Here is an 18,297-nt window from a genome sequence, read left to right as displayed (position 1 = left end):
CTCCTAGTCCTAGACGTTTGGTTTCCAGCTGCCTTCTGCATATAGGTTAATTGAAACTGCCGTCATGCCTGATGCAAAATTCCAATTAGCCCCCGCTTTTGCTAATATCTGACTCCAATCCCTCCCCTCAAAATAAATATACTCTGTCGAAGTGTTAAACCTACCACCAGTAATTTGATCAACTCTAAATCCAACGAAAGACGCGGGGTAAGGTCTGGATCCTAGTTTATTAACTGCCCCACCATAGCCATTAATAGTTACATCGCTACCCAATGAAAGGGCCTCGCTAACAGATGCTGCCGAAGAACTCAAAATATATCCTAATCTCTGTCTTCCACAGCTAAACCTCGAAATTAAACCGTTTTGATTTTCAGATGACATTGGCTGTGGCATTGATGTACATCGCCACCGGCCAGATCCTAAGTGCGAAAACATCAATTGCTCATAAAGAGCCGCCGCTCTACCTAAAGCATCATTAGCATTTGGGTACGCTTGATATGTGTATAAAGTGCTAGATCCGCTTTGGCGGGCATTAATTTTCATATCCAAACCATTTCCGGATGCTGTATGCAAGAATTGCACGTAACTCCCCAGGCTGTTTGCATTGCCGCCTGTGTTGGCAATGGTCCTTGGGATCAACAAAGAAAACGTGTAACCAACCGGGCAGGCATCGCCAAAACCTGTGATGGTAAAATTGGCATCGCCATGGCCTTCTAACGTGATGTGCTGCCCTAGTTCTGGAGTAATTGGCAAAATGAATTCAGGGCTGTTATTAATGATTTCTGACACATTGATCACGCCGATGGCTTGAGCACCAAGGCGGCGTTCAATCACATTAATTCGCCCGGCTGGCCTTAAATCTTGCACGGTGTCGGCGTTTATTAATTCGGCCAATTTGAATAGGTGGTGCTGTTTTCCGTTGGAATCGATGTAGTCTGCCAGCTCTTCATCGGTCACCGAAAATTCAACTTGTGCCTGCCAAGTGCTGCTGGCTGTGCCATCAAACCATGCATCCACATAGACGTTCTGCGGGTAGCTGCTGACGTTGATGATTTTATCATCGTCCAAAGTGGCATACAAACCCGACACGTAACCGGCACCTGCCAGTATTTTGAAGCTATCGGCCACTTCCCGCGGCACCACTTTAAACCCATCGTCTTTAAACCAATCTTTGCCGCCGGTATCTTTTGCCAGTTGCTTGGTTAGTTCGTCCATGCCATTTAACCTGGCTGTGTAGTCTAATTGCCACGTTTCCGGATCTACGGTAATGCCGGTTAAATCGGCAATGCCGCTGTACTCAATGCCAAAGTTTCGGTTTAAGGTGTTACCGGCTGTGCCTGGCTCTGTGACCGTTTTTACAACGGTTGGGATGTGGCTAACGGCAACCAATGTTCCATTGACTGCCGAAAAAAGGCCGACCCAGTTGAATTCAAAGGGGCCTGTTACGCTGTCCAGCACAGTAGAATAAATCACTACGTTCTGGTTAACCCGGCCGACTTGCTGAACAATTTGCTGATGCACTACATGCTCTGTTGGCACCCCTTCGCTTCTGTCGATTGGTTCTGCTGGATCCAAGCCCGGCACATTGGCAAAAATAAAGGTATCAATGTCCAGCTGCTCGTTATTTTGTGCCTTGAGTGCGAACAGTTGTTCGCCGGCTGTGGTGATTACTTGTGCCATTCTATTAGACCCTCTGTTCTGTTGCTGCAACGTGGTAGCTGCTGTCGCCTGCCATCGTCATGATGCGTTTTGCTGGTTTTAAATGTGTGCTTAATGCCGCTATGGCCAAGTCGTTATTACTGGCAAAGGTGGTTAGTGGCATGGTGATATGCATCTGCGCTATTGTTGTAAATTGGTATCGCCTGGTGGTTCTGCCGTACTGACGGCATATCAATTCCAGAAGTGCTTGCTGGTTACCAAAGCTGTTGTCCAATAGCTGCAAGTCCACCACATCCCAATCGACATCGCTTACCCGTTCGTTGATGGTTATCCAAGGTATCCCCAACTTTTCAAACATGGACAACCAGCCAACTTTGCTGCCTGCTCCTTTGGCAAACGGCAATGCATACTTGACCCGGGTTCTATACATGGCCTCGGTTTCGGTTGCCAGTTGGGATATTTCCCGTTCCCATGCTAACAGGTGCACCAACTCCAGCTCTGCTGTCATGGGGTCTAGCTGTTTTGCCGGAAACTCCATTAAATCAACAAATCGCTGCCAAAACTTTACTGCAGCTCGGCGCAGTTTATTGAGTTCACTGCCCTGCCTTGCCAGCCAAACGGGCATTTTCGTGAGTAATGACCAATCGATGCTCATGGTTCATTCCCGTTGACAATATCCAGCGATGTTAAACGAGGCACGTTGTTTGCGCTGGTGATGTCTGCCTGGTGCCACTCCAGTGATTCGATTCCTTCAAACTCTCGGTGCAGCTCTTTGCCCAGGCGGCTAAAACTGAATCTCTGATAAGGCACTGTTTTGGTGTTTTCGTAATCGGTATTTTCACGAAAGGCACAGCGGATAAAGTCTTCGATGCCAGCAAGCAATGCTGTGACTTCTGTTTCCAACAGGTTGGTGTATGGATAGACCGTTACACCAATGCCAACATCAACCCCTGGCATGGCTAATATCAGCATATCGTCACCGTGGCCGTGGTTGCCCATTTCCATGACGTAGTTGTTTAAGTCGGTCAAAAGCTCTGATGATGGCTCGCCGGTATCCAGCAAAATATACGCATTGGCTGTACCTGGGCCACGGGGCGCGTCATGCTGAAAATAAACATTGTTAGTATTCAGGCCAGCCCGTTGCGTTAAAATGGCGCGGTATACCGCATCAATGTGCCAGGCAGACACAGCGGTAAATGCATTACGGGTGCGCAGTTTCAGATTGTCGTTGCTTTCCCGATCTGATCCGAGTACATCGAGCCAATCGGCGCCATTGGTGACACTGCCAATTCCTGTAATTGCCTGCGGCAGCACATGGAAATAACCCGCGCCCAGGTTGTAGGCGGCACCGGCATTTTCTGCAATCACTGGCACATCAACCGTGGTGGTGTTGGTTGTCATGATCACATCCGTGGTGCTGATAACTCGGTAAATGGTTCCGTTGATGGCATCCGTCTGTACTACGGTTCCAGCCGGTATTAACAAGCTTGGCCCCATGCTGGCCGCCCGGTGAAACTGTAGTTTTCCTTCCGCTTTGCTGGCTTCTTTTCTGGTTAAATCGTGTTCCCAGGCTTTTGCTTCAATAAACTGATCGTCATTCGCTGTTTGCAAAAACAGGTTTGGCAAAATAATGCCTACCAGCACTTTGTTGACTATCCAGTTGGCCGGCTTGGCTACAATGGCGCTGATTAGCCGCCAGAACGGCGAGTAGGCCGAATCGTTGGCGATGATGCTGCCTTCTGCTTCTACATCCTGTTTAAACAGTTCTTTCCAGCCTTCTTCCGTGGTCGGTATGCCGGCATCTTCCACAATGCGTTTAAAGTCGATGGTTGGCACTTTGATTTTGTCAGCCATTACAGCAGCCCTTCTGTTATTCTTTGCGATAGCGGCCCAAAGTCGATGGTGTCGGCAAATACCCACCACTGGCCGTTGTCCAGTGATTCAACTCGGACAGTGCCCGGCAGGATCCTGGTGTCATCTTCAACCAGCAGCTTTATTCTTACCTTGGTGTCGGCGGTGACGCCCGTGCCTCTGTCACTTACCAACAAATGTGCCAGGCCAGATTCGATGATTGCGTGGGCGATGTCTTGTGCTATCACCGCCCTATCGGTAAGGTACTGAGGGTTAAAACCGGCATCCAGCACCAGATCGCCGTTGTTGATATGCAGGTCACGGTATAGGCTCATGCATGCATCTCCACATAGTTGGCGAAGTCGGTGTCTACTTTTTGCGGGTAGATCTGAATGCTGCCTATGGTAGTGGATTTGCTGTTGTTGGCATTGGCTATCTGCTGACTAACGCCGCCGCGGGGAACGCTGCTGCGTATTGGGGCAATGGCGCCAATGGATGATGCATTATCAGGATTTCCAGCAAGCTCTGGTGCATCCAGCCCATCCGGCAGTACGTTGGTTTTGATGTTAATGCCTGGCAGCTTGTTCAGCTTGTCGACTATCCACGACCATGCCGCGCCGAATGCTTCTTTGATGCCATTCCACAGCGACGCCATAAACTCGCCAACTGCTGTGGCTGCTGATAGCAAATTGTTGAACCACTCGAAATTTCCGAACATATCCACCAGCGCTTGCCATGCTTCTCCCACAAATTCGAATGCAATGGAAAACCCATGATGGATCACAGAGGCCAGCCAGTTAATTGAATGCACAATAGCGCCAATGGTGTAGGCGATGGCCCCAAAAACAAAACCGGCTATGGCCCCAACGACTTTAAATGCAACCACCAGTACATCGAGCAAAAAGGAAGCGATTGGCCGCAGTACTGACCAGACTACTTTCAGCACGCTAAAGAACACTGAAAATACACCGGCAGCAATGCCGGCCAGTGTTTTTAACAGGTCTGCAATGGCATCAATAGCGAACAGGATTGGCTGGCCCCAGGCGGTTTGTGCCATGTAGTTGCGCAGGTCGTCGAAGTAGTACACCGCCGCCGCGATGATTGCGATCAGTGCCGCTATGGCACCGATTACCAGTCCTATGGGGTTGGCGTACATGGCGATGTTTACCGCCAGCATGGCAGTACGCAGCACGGCCAGGCCACCATTTAACAGCCACACCACGCCCTGCATGGCCATGGTTGCCCCTGTCCAGGCCACCATGGCCATTTTGCTGGCCCCCATCATCAGGGTAAACAACCCCCCAGCGGCCACCGCCAACACAAAGCCGATGGCCACATAGCCCAACCACCGGGTGATGTTGGGGAACAGGCTGGTAAACCAAATGACTTTCCGGCCCATATCGGCTATCCAGCCCACAAAGCCGTTAAATACTGGCAGTATCGCGTTACCAAATGCAGCACGGATCACAAACCAGCTTTCGGCCAGGCGCTGGCTTTGGTCGACCATGGCGGCGGCCATGATCTCCGCTTGCTGCATGCCTTTTACCTTGCCCAGCGAATCAATTGATCCGCTTAGGCCGTCGATGTCATTTAATAACAACTGGATCATGGCAACGGCCTGCCGGGAGCCAAAGGCTTTCGCTAATTGGTCTTGGTCGGCAACCGTTAAAACTTCGCCATACTTGCCTTTAATTTTGTTCAGGATGTCTACCACATGCAACATTTGCCCATGTGCATCGGTGAATTTTAAATTCAGCTCGTCTTGTGCTTTACCCACACCGGCCAAAAATGCCCGGTACTGCGTAGCCGATTCACTGCCACCCATGGTGGCTTGCAATGTGCCCAAGATAGCCATTTGCTCTTGCAGCGGTGCAAGGCCAGCGGAAGCACCCAAAGCGCCAAAGGCATCCGACATTTTTTTACCATCGGTTTTAAATACCTGCACAGCGGTGGCCGTCATGCCGGTTAACCGGTCTACCCACTCCCCTTGGCCCATTGCCAGCGCATCGTTTTTAAAGATGCCGTACATGGTACCCATGTAACTGGTGATGGTGGCTGCATCGGCTTTGGTGGCTTTTGCCAGCACGTTACTGGCCATGGTGAACCGTGATAAATCGCTGTCGTTCAGGCCGTCGATCGCTGATTGGATATCGTAGCTGGACCGCACAAAGGCGCTGGCCGATTCACCGTATTTTATGGCGTATTCGTAGGCGTTATCGGTCAGCATTTTCAGGGCGCTGTCCTGCACGCCCAGTGAGCGCACCTCGCCCAAAGATCGGTTCATTTCAATGGCTGGCATCAGGGCGCGTTGCAACGCATAACCACTGGCCACCACACCACCCACACCGGCCGCCATTTGCATGGTGCCTTGCTGGTAGTTGGCGGATAGCCCATTTAACTGCTGGCTGATTTTTGCAATCGGCTTGGTTATCTGGTCTATCAGGCCAATGGTAAACATCAGTGGCTTTGGTAAGCTCATACATGCCCCGTTGCTGCAGCGTAGTTGCTGCTGTCTTTACTCGATACCGGCACCCATCAACCCCCGAAGGCCTTAGCAATGGCGTTGGTTACGATTGCCTGCAGGTCTTCGCGTTGCCGTTTTACCAACCAGGCGGCACGGGCCAGGTTTTGTTCTGTGTCCGGCTCATGCGGCAACAGGTGCCGCCGCATAATGAACAACTGTTCCAGCTGATTCGAATCAATCGATTCGATCAGCTGCTCGATTTTTTTACCGTAATTTCCAGTACTGGCGAGAACTCAGATTTCAGCGCTGCGGCGATTTGCAGTTCTGCACCGGGGCACTCATCCAGCAGCTTCTTAAACTCATCTTTTTGGCTGGCGTCGATGGTTCGCATGGTGAAATTGTGCGATGCGGCTGTGATGGATGATCCCCGCGCTGCGGCGTCGATGTAATCGCTGTGGTCTTGCACCGTAACATTGAATAAAAAATCAGTGCTGCCTAAGGTCAGTGTGATTTGCTGTTTCATGCTGCGTCCTTCTCTCTTCTGTTGGTTAGAATTTCTTTCAGGTTGTCAAAACCGTCCCGCATTTGCCGTTCAATCCTGTATGCGAGCTTTTCCACCTCGATTTTTGTGGAGTAATTTTCGGCAATGTGCGTCTGGTGGCGGCTTAGTTCGGCGGTGGTGTTGTGGACCACGTTGTACAGGTGCGCTATTAGCGGCACCATCACCACCAGTACCAGCCCCATGAAGGTCATGATCACCATCAGCCAGTTGGTTAACTCCATCGTCAGTCCTCCGCTTTCTGCTGGGATGATCCCGCTTGGCCGCTGCCGGTCATCGTCATTAATTTTTCACGCTGGGTGGCGTCCTTGGTGGAGCTGACCCAGTAGTACACTGCAGCAGATACAAACGGCAGGAAGTTGCCCGACAGGTACACCAGCAGATCGCGGTTTCCTTCAGGGATCTGAAACACAAACAGCACTCCCATTTGCGCGGCCAGCATCAGTAGCAAAAAAAGGCCTGCTGGCCCGCCCAGCAGCGGAGCCAGTGAACCTGCAACATTGCCAACGGTGCCAGCTATCTTTTTCCAGCTCATACATCCCCCATCTGGCAATATTTCTGCAAGTAGTTGGCTTCGCGGTTGCGCCGTGTCGGGTAGCGATCACCAAAGTTTTTCAGCTCGTTAATCATTGCAGTGCTGTCCACGTTAACTGCGGTTCGCCAGAACTTCGGGCATCGCCTTGCTAAATCGCCATACTGAAAGGCCACTGATGCGATCACGGTTTGCATGGCCGCTGGCAGATCGGTAAACACGGCCATGGATGCTGCGTTGTACCGTTGTTGCAACTGGCCTAAAAACTGGTTTTTGACACTGCTATCAATGACGCCAGCTTCTTCCCGGGTGATCAGCAATGGGCATTTCTGCAACGCGATCACGGCATCGATGCGCTTTAAGCCACAGTAAGGCACCAACTTATCTACCAGTTCGGGATGCTCTGGCAGCAGGTTGATAATGTCGCTTTCACTGCGCTGGCCAATGTCGAACCCGGTGGCGATGGTGACGCCGGAATTCGAATGGGCAGGATCCGGCACATAGCCTTTTAGCTGTGCCTTGCCTTCCAGCTCTGCGATAAAGTCGAAATCTACCTGGTGCATTGCATGTCCTCTTACCTGGTTGTTACCCATTCAGCGGCCGGCGCAGTCACGAACAACTGCACTGGCCACCCCGCTTTTATTGCTTGATATCGGCGATTTCTTCCGGCCGCAGGTACGGCACACCGTCGATGTGCACAAAGTCCGGGCTGGTGACATCGAACGGGATTTTGAACAAGCTGGCCTGGCCGCCTTTTTTGTCGATGTCCAGGATTTCGCTTAACTTGATGCGGCATCCGAAAGCTTCGACTTTCATTTCATCCCGGGCGGTTTTGCCATAAAACATGATGTCGAACGTCTGCATGGCTCGCCATGCGCCGGCCGACTTCGCTGCCTGGGAGATCAGCGCAAACTGGCTGGCATTGACATTCAGTTCGCCGCTGGCCGCTACATCGCCGTCCACATAACCATCCGGCACACCGCTGGTTTGGCTAACCGCGCTGTTGTCGTCAATGGTCAGGGTGGCTGTGTCAACGTGGATCATGATGTCGCCCATGTTCACGTTAAAATTAATTCCTGATAAACGCATGTTTTGTGCTCCTACGCGCTGCTTAAATTAAGCGTTTTAATTAGTCACTGCTTAAATCAAGCAGGATGTTGACGGTAATTTCTTTGGGCGAATTGTACGGACGCACCACCATGTAAATGGTCACGGCCTTGTTGGTCGTCCAGACAATGGCAATGTCACCATCCCGCGGCGGCTGTACTTCACCAGGGAACTGGGTGCCTAAGATCACGGTGCTTTTGCTCATGGCGCGAAGCGGCCGCATGAAATAGGCCTTGTTCAGCTCGATACTGGCTGGCGTGGAGTTCAGTGCACGGTTGGCAATGCGCCGGATAGCCAGGATTCGCACTTCGCGGCTGGCTTTGTGCACTGGCCGTAAGTGTTCGATGTACTGGAAATCGCCGCCTGCTGCATCCAGGGTGCTGCCATCGCTCCAATACACGCCTTCCAGATCCGGATACCACTGCGGCACACTGAACCGGGCATTTGCAAGCGTTTCCAGCGTGGCCAGTGTCAGCGGCTTGTCTTCACTGTCCAGCGGCTCGACGCCAAGGCCCATCACGGCACCGGTTGCCACCCGCATTGGGCTATCTGCAATGCTGACCGAACGGTTGCACAAACGCCCCGCCAGTACACCCGCGTTGTTGCCGTGCAGCTGTGGTACGGCAATGACCAGATGTGCAGCAATGCCTGCCTGCAATGCCACGGTGGCGGCTTCGTACTGGCTCCACGTTTGGGTGTCATCGTCGATGCCAGGCACTGCAGCAATACCAAAGACAAACCGGCCATGGCTTGCTTGCAGGCTGGCAAGGTAGTCGTGCTTGGTGCTGAGTGCTTCCCCTGCTGTGCTAAGGTCGCAGAACACTACGGCTTCGAAGCTCTGCACTTCGTTGGCTGCGGTGATGGCTTCGAATACGTCCTCACCTTCGGCCAGCGGGTATACTGCTGCTGTCCAGTTCTGGCCGGCATTCAACTGAGCGGCCAGCACCTGATCACGCAGGTTGCTGGCTGCAAAGGTGTCGTTAATGTCGGTTTGAGCACCAATGCTAAACAGCTGGCTTTCTTCACCTGCTGCACCGGCACGACCTACAAATAAAAAGTGACGTTCAATGGCCGCAATATCACCCTGGCCCTGATTTAAATTGTTAACTTGTACCTTACCTAGTGACATTGTTAGCCCCTTTGTGTTTTGTTGATTTGCTCGATGATGCCGGCCAGTTGCCGCTGCACGTTGTCGGCCTTGTCACCGAGGAACGGTCTTGCTGCAACCGGTATTGGCCAGCTTTGTTTTTTCTGTTTTCCACGCAGCTTGCTCAGGATCAAACCCGCCTTGCCGTGGGTTAGTGTTTCCATCACTTCGCGGATGGTGGCTCGGCGCAAACCGCCTTTTGCTTTTCGCACCTGGTAGCCATTGGCAACCAGTGCTTTGGCCTGGCTGCGGCTGGCCGGTGCCTTGTAATCGGGCTGGCCGTGAATTCTGTTCATGCGCGCCGCCGTCATTCTTTCTATGCCGCCTTTCTGATGCAGGGCCGCAATTCGTCCGGTCATGGGCGCTTTGTGCTTTAGCTCCAGCCGGTTGGCGTTTTTTACATAGGGCTCCAGCGTTCTGCCCAGGCGCTGCAACAGCCTGGACTTTTTGCCACTTTTGCTTTTGGCAAAGCGCCGGCCGTCAACGGTGGTTTGGCTGCTGATCCGCTTACGGGCTAAGGTGCGCTCGTACCGGCCCAGTGTTTTTAAAATTCGGGTGCGCTTGTTGGCCGGCAACCGCAGCAGGGACAGCTGTTGGCTGGCACTTAACACCTGGCTTTTGTTGGGTTTGATGATCAGTGTCATTCATCACCCCCGGCACCGGTCACCAGCTCGGCTTCCTCGGCCACGAACACCTCGGCTAAGGCGACCCGGTAGCGGTTGTCCAGGTACAGCACAGGCCCTTCTTCGTCCGGGATCAGCTCGATGTCGTCCATCAGTTCCAGTTCAATGATCACGGTGGCGTTGTCGTTGCTGATGATATCGAGGTCTATTTGCGGATCTGCCAGACCGTAGGTGTCTCGGGGCCAGTCGCTGGCCAGTAAAAACGCTGCTAGCATTGCAAGCAGGTTGTAAGGGTCCACTTTCAGGTGTGGAAATTTTTCAATGGCGATAATGGCCGAGTGCTTCCACTTGGCTATTTGATAACTGCCAGCGCCTTTGTCTTCACCATTCAACAGTAAGGTGCCGTTTTCCTGCCAGGCGTCGATGCTGTTGGCAGTAACATAAGGGGTTAGCCCTGTCAGCAGGTGTTCGGTTACTTGTTGCAGCTGGGTTTTAGGCTGGCTCATAGGTCATGCACTCCGGCACGGCCAAGGCCAAGCAGCAACCGGATCCCCCGGTTTGACTGGGCCAGCAAAATCAATTGCTGGTCTGCATCGTTGGCTTTGTTGTTGCCTGCTTCTTTTTGATCCACAGCAGAAAAATAACCCAGCAAATCGGCATGGGAACGGGCGTACACTGCACCCCGGTAAATGCTGATTTGCTGCTCGCTGAACTCAGGAGCCAGATTTTCATCCAGGGTTAATGCAACGTCCGTGTTAGCGCTTGCCTGCCTTACAAAACTGATGATCTGCAACTGTACTTCGGCCACGCTGCGGTTCAGCGAATCTGCTAGGGTGGCTTCTTCGAAGTACTCAGGGATGCGTCGATTTTTGCGGAATTCACCGGTCGATAGTTCCGGCCAGCCGCTGCCGGCATCAATGGTGATGCTGTCTTGTGCTGGTGATTGAAATCCAAAACCGCTCATACTGTTACCCTGGCGCTGCCGCCTGCTGTCACATCGTTAATAGGTTCAGGGCTGCTGGTTTCTTAGTGGGTTTAACAGTCGCCTGTTAAGCACTCCACCAGTGCCCTGGAGGGTTGGGAGTCGTTCCCTTGCGGCCGCTACCGCTCTTATCGAACAATAGGTACCGCGTAGTTGTTGCTGTCTACCCTGCAGCGCCTTCTTCTAAGGCCCTTAGCCGCATGGCTATTTTGTTTCGTACCGTCTTTACCTGGGCATGCTTATGCAGGTTGGCGGCTTTTTCTAAAAGCTGATCGGCCTTTTTAAGTCGCTCCGCATCGCCGATGTGGCTGGGTGTAACTTTGCCGTTCTCTGCTCGTAGCAAGGCCAGCCCGGCGAATTTGTAATACTTGGCTGTGACTGGCTCTGGCAGCTTCCACTTTCCTGTGACGCGCTCGAACACAGTGCCAAAATAGGGCTCAATGCTGTTGCCTTGTTCGGCTTGAGTTTCTGCCCAGTCAAAAACAGTGTCGGCGATAAATCCGGGCCACTTACGCTTGATTGCTCCGGCCATGGGCTGGCCGATTTCAATGGCTGTAAATCCATAGTCAATTGCCCGGCTGAGATCGCCAATGTCGAAAAGCCAGACAATGCAATAAGCGAAAATAGGATGGTCGATAACAGTTGCATCTTTGATTTTTTCATTGCCTTTTCCCTTCCGGTTTTTTAGGTACTCTTCAACAATGGGCAGCCACTTTGGTAGCAGCACATCCCGCTTGTGGGCGATTTTGTCGGCCCTGCGGTCAAAGGCTTTTAACCGCTTTAAATCCGATTCCAGCTCTATCAGCTGCAAGTGCAGGCTGGGCGCATGCTCAGCACTGCCCGTTCGCCTTACTTTTTCGAGCTGCTTTTCGGCGCGGCGGCTTTCTTTCCATGCGAGGATGGACGCGCCGCCGATGGCTTTTTTAGCTCTTCAGTCGCTACTTTCAGATCTTCAGTGGCCTGGCTGATGTCGTCGGCGTTGTCGGCCAGCTGGCTGGCGGTTTCTTCCAGATCACTGGTGGCGGCGTTCACGTTATCCGCTGCGCTGCTTACCGTGTCGGCGGCATCCACTACCTGCGCGGCTGCATCGTCGCTGTCTTGTTCGTTGGCCTTGGTTTCTTTGGCCTTTTCATCGCCCTGCAATTTATCGTCATACATCACAAAACGGGCTTTTCGATCGACTTCTTCCCTGGCCACTTCAATGGCTTTTTCTTCGTCGCAGCACAGCAACAGGGCCAGCAGGGTTAAGGCTTCGTTTTCAGGTGCAACGGTTTTGGCGTCTTCACTGGTGCGCTCTTCGCGCTGTGCCCGTTGGGCTTCGCGGCGTTTTTTAAAATTTGCAATGGCACTCATGGCAGTATCCTTGCTTGTGTTTACTTGCCGGGCTGATTCAGCCCGGCGCGGATGGTTTTACCTGGCGTTATTCCGGCGCTGGCCCGATGTTCATGGCGGCTTCGTCAATGGCACCGTAGGCGGTGTACTCTTCCACTGCGTAGCCTTCAAAGCGCCAGTACTTGTCTTCCCAGCGTTTGCGGTCTTCCACGTTTTCGGACTTGCGCTGTCGGGTGCCGCGCTGGGTGTACACATGCAGATTCGAAAGCATGGTCACCACCAGGCGCTTGCCAGGGAAGAACGGCGGCGTATAGGCCTTTAACCCACCAATGGATTTATCCATCATTTGGGCGGCTACCCGCTCGCTGGGCTTATCGGCCTGATTCATCAGCTTGGTTTGTGCCGCTGCAGTTAAATCACTGCCTACCAGCACTACCAGGCGCGGGTCGTTGCGGAACTGTTCCGGGATCAGGGTGTTTTTAATTTCGGTGACAATGGCGTCCAGCGTTTTGTATTCGCCTTCGGCCAGTTCACCGGTCGCGTCCGGATTAAAATAGATAGGATCCGTCACCACCTGATCCGGCGCTTTTTCTTTTACCAACTGGTGCCAGCCTTTGTTGACATCCTGCCCCAATGGGTTGGTGGTTGGGTTGGTCGTGGTCGCAATCGATACACCGTTGAAACCAACGCGCAGCACATCGAGTGCAAAGCGGCGGGTGGCGTTCTGGCTCATCAACTGCATAAACTGCTTTTCGTTGCCGGCATTGGCCCAAGCGGCCATCGTTGCCCAGGTCACAAAAGCGCAGCTGTCGGTTTCTACCAGTTCATAAGTGTTGCCATCAACGGTTTGTCCAGACGTAAACCGGCCGGTTTCACTGCGGCCTGTGGCAATGACGTTGCTGCCAACATTCACCACCTGGCCTTTAATCTGATCCACATCCATGGCGGTGATCAGGCCAAGGAATTCGACCGAATCCAGCATGGCAGCACGCAACCGCGTTTCCATGGGGCTGGTTACCGCAAACTGCTGGCTTGGATCGGTGGTTTCGTAGGCTTTCGCCAGTGATGCGCTGTAGGCCAGCGCACACGATAGTGCTAATTTTGTCAGTTGCATTTTTCTACTCTCGCTGCTGCTAGTGATTGCTGATGTTGTGTTGCATTAAGCTGCTGCTGCAGCGCTACACCACGCTGAACGAATCGCCGGTTCCGGCTGCGTCTGGCTCCTGGCCTGGCACTTCCTTGCTGATGTCCTTGAACTGTTGTTCCAGGCCATCCACTTTTTTAACCAGGGCACCCAGGCTTTCATTCAGCTGGCTAAATTGCTCGGCGGTGATGGTTTCCGATGGCTTGTCGGATGGCTTATCGTCGTCTTTGACGGCCGGCTTATCGCTGGCCGGATCCGCTGGCTTATCGCCATCCGGCGCTTTGCTGAATTTGGTTTCCAGATCGGCAACCTTGCTTTCAATGCCGCCAATTTTGCCCATCAGGGCATCGAATTGCTCTTTGTTCATTGTGTCGTCCTCAGGGGGTTCTGTTGCCGGTGCTGGCTGTTTGGATGTGAAAAAGTCTTGCAAAATGGCAAGCAGGCCCTTTTCCGTGGCCGTGGTTTGTTGGTCTTTGTCGTTGATGAAATCGGTAAATAGCAGTTGTTCTAACTGGCTTACTTCGTGGTCGTGCAGCTGCTCGCCAACAGAGAACTTTAGCCGGGTGGTTCCGGTGCTGGCCGGGCTGTCCGTTACGGCAATGCCGGTCAGGTAGGCTTTGCCAGTGCCCTTGTAATCAATGTTGGGCTCGATGGACATAAACAGCTTTTGGCCGTCTTTGTTGGCCTGCAGCAGGTAATCATTGGCGGTTAACTTCACGTACAAGCGCAATTTCCCACCGGCTTTGGCGGCTTTCACTTCATCCACGGTGCCCCAGTTCTTACCGTCGAACGGTGCCCAGGATGAACGAAAATGCTCTGGCCACACCATGGCGGTGTACTCTTCGGTTGAGTACTGTTCGGCCATGTCTTTAATCCACTGCTCGGTAATGACGCGCCCGTCAATTGTTGCGCCTGCGGTTGCTGCGATTACCCACCCAGTTTGTTTTGCCATTTGCCTGCTCTGCCAGTAGAAATTACACTTTGAGGCTTTCAGCTTACGGCTTTGTAAACGCCTGATCACTGGGCGTTGTTCTGTGCCATTCCGATTTTTATCATTTAGGAATTGGTAAGAATTTTAGTTAGTTAACGCATCAAGGCCAGGCAATACACTGGTGCCATTCTTTGGTTTCACCTGGCTCTGTTATTGCAAAATGGCTTACTCTCCCGAAATCCGCGAAGCTGCAAAACGCTTGTATTTGAAGCGCTGGACGCCAGACGAGATCCGCGATGATTTAGGGCTGCCAAACAACCGTATTATTTACTACTGGGCAGACAAGCACGGCTGGCGGGACTTGCTGCGCGAAGAAGAAGTAGACGATGCTATAGCCCGGCGCATAGTGTTGCTGACGGATATTGCCGACAAAACCAACGGGCAGATCAAAGAACTGGACATGCTTATCCAGCAGCATGTACGACTGAAAAAACAGCGGATTGAAGCCGAGCGCAAAGCACAGGCGGTGGCCGATGGTACCGACAGCCATGGCGGTACCAAATCCGGCAGCACCCAATCCAACGGCAGCAATGGCGATGGCGGTAAACGCAAGGGCCGGCGTAAAAAGAACGATGTAAGCCACCTGACGGCCGACGACTTTGCCACCTGGCACGATACGCTTTTTGCCTACCAGAAAACGATGCACAGCAACTTGCATCAGCGGATCCGCAACATTTTAAAAAGCCGCCAGATTGGTGCCACTTACTACTTTGCCGGGGAAGCCTTCGAGCAAGCCACGCTGACCGGTGATCCGCAGATTTTCCTTAGCGCCTCGCGCAGCCAGGCCGAAGTATTCCGCAGTTACATCATTGCCATTGCCCATGAATTTTTTGAAATCGAGCTGACCGGCAACCCCATTGTGCTGAATACGGCGCACGGTGCCGCAGAGCTGCGATTTCTAAGCACCAACAGCAAGACCGCCCAGAGTTACCACGGCCACGTGTACATTGATGAATACTTCTGGATCGGCAAGTTCGATGTGCTGAACAAGCTGGCCAGTGCCATGGCCACACACAAGAAATGGCGGAAAACGTATTTTTCAACGCCATCCACCAAAGCACATCCTGCTTATACGTTCTGGACAGGTGATCACTGGCGCCAAGGCAAAGCCGAACGCGAAGACATCGAGTTCCCTGCATTTGATGCGCTGCGCGATGGCGGCCGCCTGTGCCCGGATAGGCAATGGCGCTTTGTGGTGACCATTCAGGATGCACTGGCTGGCGGCTGCGAGCTGTTCGACATTGACGAACTGCGCGACGAGTACAACGCCGACGACTTCGCCAACCTGTTTATGTGTGTGTTTGTGGATGACGCGGCCAGCATCTTCAAATTTTCCGATCTGGAACGCTGCATGGTGGACGCGGCCCGCTGGCAGGATCACAAACCAGCAGCGCCCCGCCCCTTTGGCAACCGTGAGGTATGGCTTGGTTATGATCCGTCACGCACCCGCGACAATGCCACTCTTGTGGTAGTAGCTCCGCCAGAAAAAGACGGCGAGAAATTCCGCATACTGGAAAAGCACTACTGGCGCGGCATGAACTTTGCCCACCACGTTGCCGAAATTCAAAAGATTTATGCCAAGTACCGGGTTACCTATATTGGCGTGGATACCACCGGCATTGGTGCCGGTGTGTTCGACAGCATCAGCACCTTGTACCCACGCGAAGCTACGGCCATTCATTACAGCGTCAACAGCAAAACGCGCCTGGTGCTGAAAATGGTAGAGCTGATTGAAGCTGGCAACATCGAATGGGATGCCGGCCACAAAGACATTGCCATGAGCTGTCTTTCTATTCGTCGCACCACTACGGATTCGGGCGGGGCCATTACCTTTAAGGCCAGCCGCGACAATACCACCGGGCATGCTGATGTGTTCTTTGCCATTTCTCACGCAGTTATTAACCAACCCCTTAACCACCAACACCAAAGGAAATCATCATGGTCGATACAACACTAGCTGACAGCAAGGCCAGCGAACAGGCTGAAACCAGCGAAGCTGAAGCACCGAAAACGGTGGTATTTAGCATGCCGGAAACGGTGATGCCCTCCATGTGGCTGACCGACTATGATTCGCTGTTCTACAACGACATGCACGACTACTGGGAACCCCCGGTAGACAGGCATCTACTGGCGAACCTGCCGCGCCGTAATGCCCAGCATGGCGGCATTTTGCAAAGCCGTGCCAACATGGCCACGGCCCGATTCGGATCCGGTGGCATGAGCGCCCAGCAGGTTGGTGCAGCATTTTTAAATCTGGTGCAGTTTGGTGATCTGGCATTGCTTAAAATCCGCAATGGCTTTGGTAAAGTGATCCGCTTGTTTCCGTTGCCCAGTTATCGCACCAGGGCATCAGCAGATGGCGGCGCTGTGGTACTGCAGCGTGAAGGCGAAGTAAAAAAATACAAAGCGCGGGATGTGATTTGGGTGCGGATTTATGATCCGGTGCAACAGGTGTATGGCTGCCCCGATTACCTGGGCGGCTTGCAGGCCGCGTTGCTGAACGAGGATTCAACCCTGTTCCGGCGCAAATATTACATCAACGGTGCCCACATGGGTTTTATTCTCTACGCCACGGATCCGAACCTGGACGCGGATGTAGAAAAAGAAATCCGCGAGAAAATCCAAAGCTCCAAAGGTGTGGGCAACTTTAAATCTCTGTTTGTGAATATCCCAGGTGGTAAAGAAAAAGGCATTCAGCTGATCCCTGTTGGCAACTTTGAAAGCAAAGACGAGTTTTTCAACGTGAAAGCCGTCAGCGCCCAGGATGTGTTTAACGCTCACCGGTTCCCCGCTGGCCTGGGTGGCATGATCCCAACCAACACGGCTGGCCTTGGTGACCCGACTAAGTACGAAAGTGTGTATTTTAAAGCGGAAACGCGGCCGCTGATTAAGATGCTGGTGGATGCCATCGAGCGGGATCCGGAAGTGCCGCCCGGTGTGCGGCTGGTGTTTGATATGAGTACCGATAGCGCCGGGGGCTAAGCATTACCCCCCGGCATAGCGGCGGTTGTTTACTGCGGGTGTGTTGCCAGCCACTCTTTCAGGGCGTTGTTCATGCGGGTTTGCCAGCCTTTGCCGGTGGCTCTGAAGGCGTTGATCACCTCGGCATCAAACCTCACTGTGGTAGACACTTTGGGGTTATCGGACACCGGACGCCCGCCCCGGTTCAGCTTTGCCATTAAACTGGCCGGCAGCACTTCGGCGGCTGGCTTGAATTTCGCCAAATCCTCTTCGGTCAATTCACGCACTTCGCCTTCATCATCTATCAGTTGTTTCATACGCTCTTTGCTCCCGTTGGTTTGCCTTTCTGAAACTGATTACCCGGATCCCGTCTGCGGTCTCTGCAAAGCACAACACATGCAAGCGGGCAGCCAGATAGCCTACGGCAATGTACCGTACTTCCGGATACACTTTGCGGGTATCCTGCCATATTCTGGCGGTTGCCCAGTCCAAATGAACCGCATCGTCAAACGACAACTGGCGCTCCTGAATGTTTCGCTGGTTTTTGGCCGGGTCGTAACTAATGCGCACTGTTTGCGTCCTGCTTTTATGTTGTTATGCGGTTATTGTAGTAACAATAACCGCAGATTGCAAGCAAAAGATCAGTGGGCTTTATGGCCCTGTCGGATAAAGTAGCACATCGCCAGCATGGTGGTTTCTTTCAGGGTTTGGCCTACGGCTTCCAGCTGTTCGGGGGTTAAGGGTTCGGCGCGGCCCTGCAGCAGGGTGCCTATTACGTCGATGGTTTGCAGGGTGTTTTCAAGGGCGCTACCGGCCAGTTGTGGGTTGGTGTCGGCAGCGTTATCCAGTAATACGGCTTCGGCCAGGGTGGTATGATTCATAGTGGTGTACCTATCGTTTGGGTTTAGAAAAACCGGCACCACACTGCTAAATATGGTGACGGAC

General features: G+C 52.9%; 24 protein-coding genes. 2 read left to right on the top strand and 22 right to left on the bottom strand.

Going from position 1 to position 18,297, the window contains the following annotated elements; translation table 11 throughout:
- Positions 1-9 precede the first annotated feature (9 nt).
- The 19 genes from QWF21_RS05000 to QWF21_RS04910 all read right to left on the bottom strand — a co-directional run bounded on the left by QWF21_RS05000 (position 10) and on the right by QWF21_RS04910 (position 14,352).
- Positions 10-1,680, bottom strand: coding sequence for a phage tail-collar fiber domain-containing protein (locus QWF21_RS05000; RefSeq protein ID WP_330086950.1), 1,671 nt, complete (start codon positions 1,678-1,680; stop codon positions 10-12).
- A 4-nt stretch (positions 1,681-1,684) separates the two neighbouring features.
- A complete protein-coding gene (locus QWF21_RS04995; RefSeq protein WP_330086949.1) occupies positions 1,685-2,314 on the bottom strand; it encodes a phage tail protein in 630 nt (209 codons plus the stop codon).
- On the bottom strand, positions 2,311-3,513 hold the full coding sequence (locus QWF21_RS04990; RefSeq protein ID WP_330086948.1) for a baseplate J/gp47 family protein: 1,203 nt from the start codon (positions 3,511-3,513) through the stop codon (positions 2,311-2,313). Before QWF21_RS04990 ends, QWF21_RS04995 begins: the two co-directional genes overlap by 4 nt.
- Complete coding sequence (locus QWF21_RS04985; RefSeq protein ID WP_330086947.1) at positions 3,513-3,845, bottom strand: DUF2590 family protein; 333 nt, start codon at positions 3,843-3,845, stop codon at positions 3,513-3,515. The genes QWF21_RS04990 and QWF21_RS04985 overlap by 1 nt, the downstream gene beginning before the upstream one ends.
- Entirely contained in the window at positions 3,842-5,989 is a 2,148-nt protein-coding gene (locus tag QWF21_RS04980; protein ID WP_330086946.1) for a phage tail tape measure protein, read from the bottom strand. The genes QWF21_RS04985 and QWF21_RS04980 overlap by 4 nt, the downstream gene beginning before the upstream one ends.
- A gap of 56 nt (positions 5,990-6,045) precedes the next feature.
- On the bottom strand, positions 6,046-6,180 hold the full coding sequence (locus QWF21_RS04975; RefSeq protein WP_330087200.1) for a DUF6890 family protein: 135 nt from the start codon (positions 6,178-6,180) through the stop codon (positions 6,046-6,048).
- A gap of 41 nt (positions 6,181-6,221) precedes the next feature.
- Positions 6,222-6,497: a putative phage tail assembly chaperone gene (locus tag QWF21_RS04970; protein WP_330086945.1), complete on the bottom strand. Its 276-nt coding sequence runs from the start codon at positions 6,495-6,497 to the stop codon at positions 6,222-6,224.
- A complete protein-coding gene (locus QWF21_RS04965; RefSeq protein WP_330086944.1) occupies positions 6,494-6,757 on the bottom strand; it encodes a hypothetical protein in 264 nt (87 codons plus the stop codon). Before QWF21_RS04965 ends, QWF21_RS04970 begins: the two co-directional genes overlap by 4 nt.
- A gap of 2 nt (positions 6,758-6,759) precedes the next feature.
- Entirely contained in the window at positions 6,760-7,068 is a 309-nt protein-coding gene (locus QWF21_RS04960; RefSeq protein ID WP_330086943.1) for a hypothetical protein, read from the bottom strand.
- On the bottom strand, positions 7,065-7,628 hold the full coding sequence (locus QWF21_RS04955; RefSeq protein ID WP_330086942.1) for a pesticin C-terminus-like muramidase: 564 nt from the start codon (positions 7,626-7,628) through the stop codon (positions 7,065-7,067). Before QWF21_RS04955 ends, QWF21_RS04960 begins: the two co-directional genes overlap by 4 nt.
- Before the next feature lie 76 nt (positions 7,629-7,704).
- Positions 7,705-8,154: a phage protein gene (locus QWF21_RS04950; protein ID WP_330086941.1), complete on the bottom strand. Its 450-nt coding sequence runs from the start codon at positions 8,152-8,154 to the stop codon at positions 7,705-7,707.
- Positions 8,155-8,194: 40 nt separating this feature from the next.
- On the bottom strand, positions 8,195-9,301 hold the full coding sequence (locus QWF21_RS04945) for a DUF2586 domain-containing protein (RefSeq protein WP_330086940.1): 1,107 nt from the start codon (positions 9,299-9,301) through the stop codon (positions 8,195-8,197).
- A 2-nt stretch (positions 9,302-9,303) separates the two neighbouring features.
- Positions 9,304-9,963: a hypothetical protein gene (locus QWF21_RS04940; RefSeq protein ID WP_330086939.1), complete on the bottom strand. Its 660-nt coding sequence runs from the start codon at positions 9,961-9,963 to the stop codon at positions 9,304-9,306.
- On the bottom strand, positions 9,960-10,448 hold the full coding sequence (locus QWF21_RS04935) for a phage tail protein (RefSeq protein WP_330086938.1): 489 nt from the start codon (positions 10,446-10,448) through the stop codon (positions 9,960-9,962). Before QWF21_RS04935 ends, QWF21_RS04940 begins: the two co-directional genes overlap by 4 nt.
- A complete protein-coding gene (locus QWF21_RS04930; RefSeq protein WP_330086937.1) occupies positions 10,445-10,906 on the bottom strand; it encodes a head completion/stabilization protein in 462 nt (153 codons plus the stop codon). Before QWF21_RS04930 ends, QWF21_RS04935 begins: the two co-directional genes overlap by 4 nt.
- A 181-nt stretch (positions 10,907-11,087) precedes the next feature.
- Positions 11,088-11,735, bottom strand: coding sequence for a phage terminase small subunit (gpM, locus tag QWF21_RS04925; protein WP_330086936.1), 648 nt, complete (start codon positions 11,733-11,735; stop codon positions 11,088-11,090).
- Positions 11,736-11,773: 38 nt separating this feature from the next.
- Complete coding sequence (locus QWF21_RS04920) at positions 11,774-12,277, bottom strand: hypothetical protein (protein ID WP_330086935.1); 504 nt, start codon at positions 12,275-12,277, stop codon at positions 11,774-11,776.
- Positions 12,278-12,344: 67 nt separating this feature from the next.
- Positions 12,345-13,370 (bottom strand): phage major capsid protein, P2 family, encoded by a 1,026-nt coding sequence (locus QWF21_RS04915; protein WP_330086934.1) that lies wholly within the window; start codon positions 13,368-13,370, stop codon positions 12,345-12,347.
- A gap of 64 nt (positions 13,371-13,434) precedes the next feature.
- The gene (locus QWF21_RS04910; protein ID WP_330086933.1) at positions 13,435-14,352 is read right to left on the bottom strand and encodes a GPO family capsid scaffolding protein; all 918 of its coding nucleotides are present in this window, start codon (positions 14,350-14,352) and stop codon (positions 13,435-13,437) included.
- A gap of 199 nt (positions 14,353-14,551) precedes the next feature.
- On the opposite strand from QWF21_RS04910, the gene QWF21_RS04905 reads away from it, so the two are divergent.
- Both QWF21_RS04905 and QWF21_RS04900 read left to right on the top strand, forming a co-directional pair.
- The gene (locus QWF21_RS04905) at positions 14,552-16,348 is read left to right on the top strand and encodes a terminase large subunit domain-containing protein (protein ID WP_330086932.1); all 1,797 of its coding nucleotides are present in this window, start codon (positions 14,552-14,554) and stop codon (positions 16,346-16,348) included.
- Positions 16,330-17,373: a phage portal protein gene (locus tag QWF21_RS04900; protein ID WP_330086931.1), complete on the top strand. Its 1,044-nt coding sequence runs from the start codon at positions 16,330-16,332 to the stop codon at positions 17,371-17,373. Before QWF21_RS04905 ends, QWF21_RS04900 begins: the two co-directional genes overlap by 19 nt.
- Positions 17,374-17,402: 29 nt before the next feature.
- On the opposite strand, the gene QWF21_RS04895 is transcribed toward QWF21_RS04900, so the two are convergent.
- The 3 genes from QWF21_RS04895 to QWF21_RS04885 form a co-directional block, all read right to left on the bottom strand.
- On the bottom strand, positions 17,403-17,669 hold the full coding sequence (locus QWF21_RS04895) for a BrnA antitoxin family protein (RefSeq protein WP_330086930.1): 267 nt from the start codon (positions 17,667-17,669) through the stop codon (positions 17,403-17,405).
- A complete protein-coding gene (locus QWF21_RS04890; protein ID WP_330086929.1) occupies positions 17,650-17,922 on the bottom strand; it encodes a BrnT family toxin in 273 nt (90 codons plus the stop codon). The genes QWF21_RS04895 and QWF21_RS04890 overlap by 20 nt, the downstream gene beginning before the upstream one ends.
- A gap of 71 nt (positions 17,923-17,993) precedes the next feature.
- Complete coding sequence (locus QWF21_RS04885; protein WP_330086928.1) at positions 17,994-18,233, bottom strand: hypothetical protein; 240 nt, start codon at positions 18,231-18,233, stop codon at positions 17,994-17,996.
- Positions 18,234-18,297 lie beyond the last annotated feature (64 nt).

It is taken from the genome of Alkalimonas mucilaginosa, from assembly GCF_036327005.1.
In the GTDB taxonomy this organism is placed as follows: Bacteria; Pseudomonadota; Gammaproteobacteria; order Enterobacterales; family Alteromonadaceae; genus Alkalimonas; species Alkalimonas mucilaginosa.
This window is presented reverse-complemented; position numbering and strand designations above follow the sequence as displayed.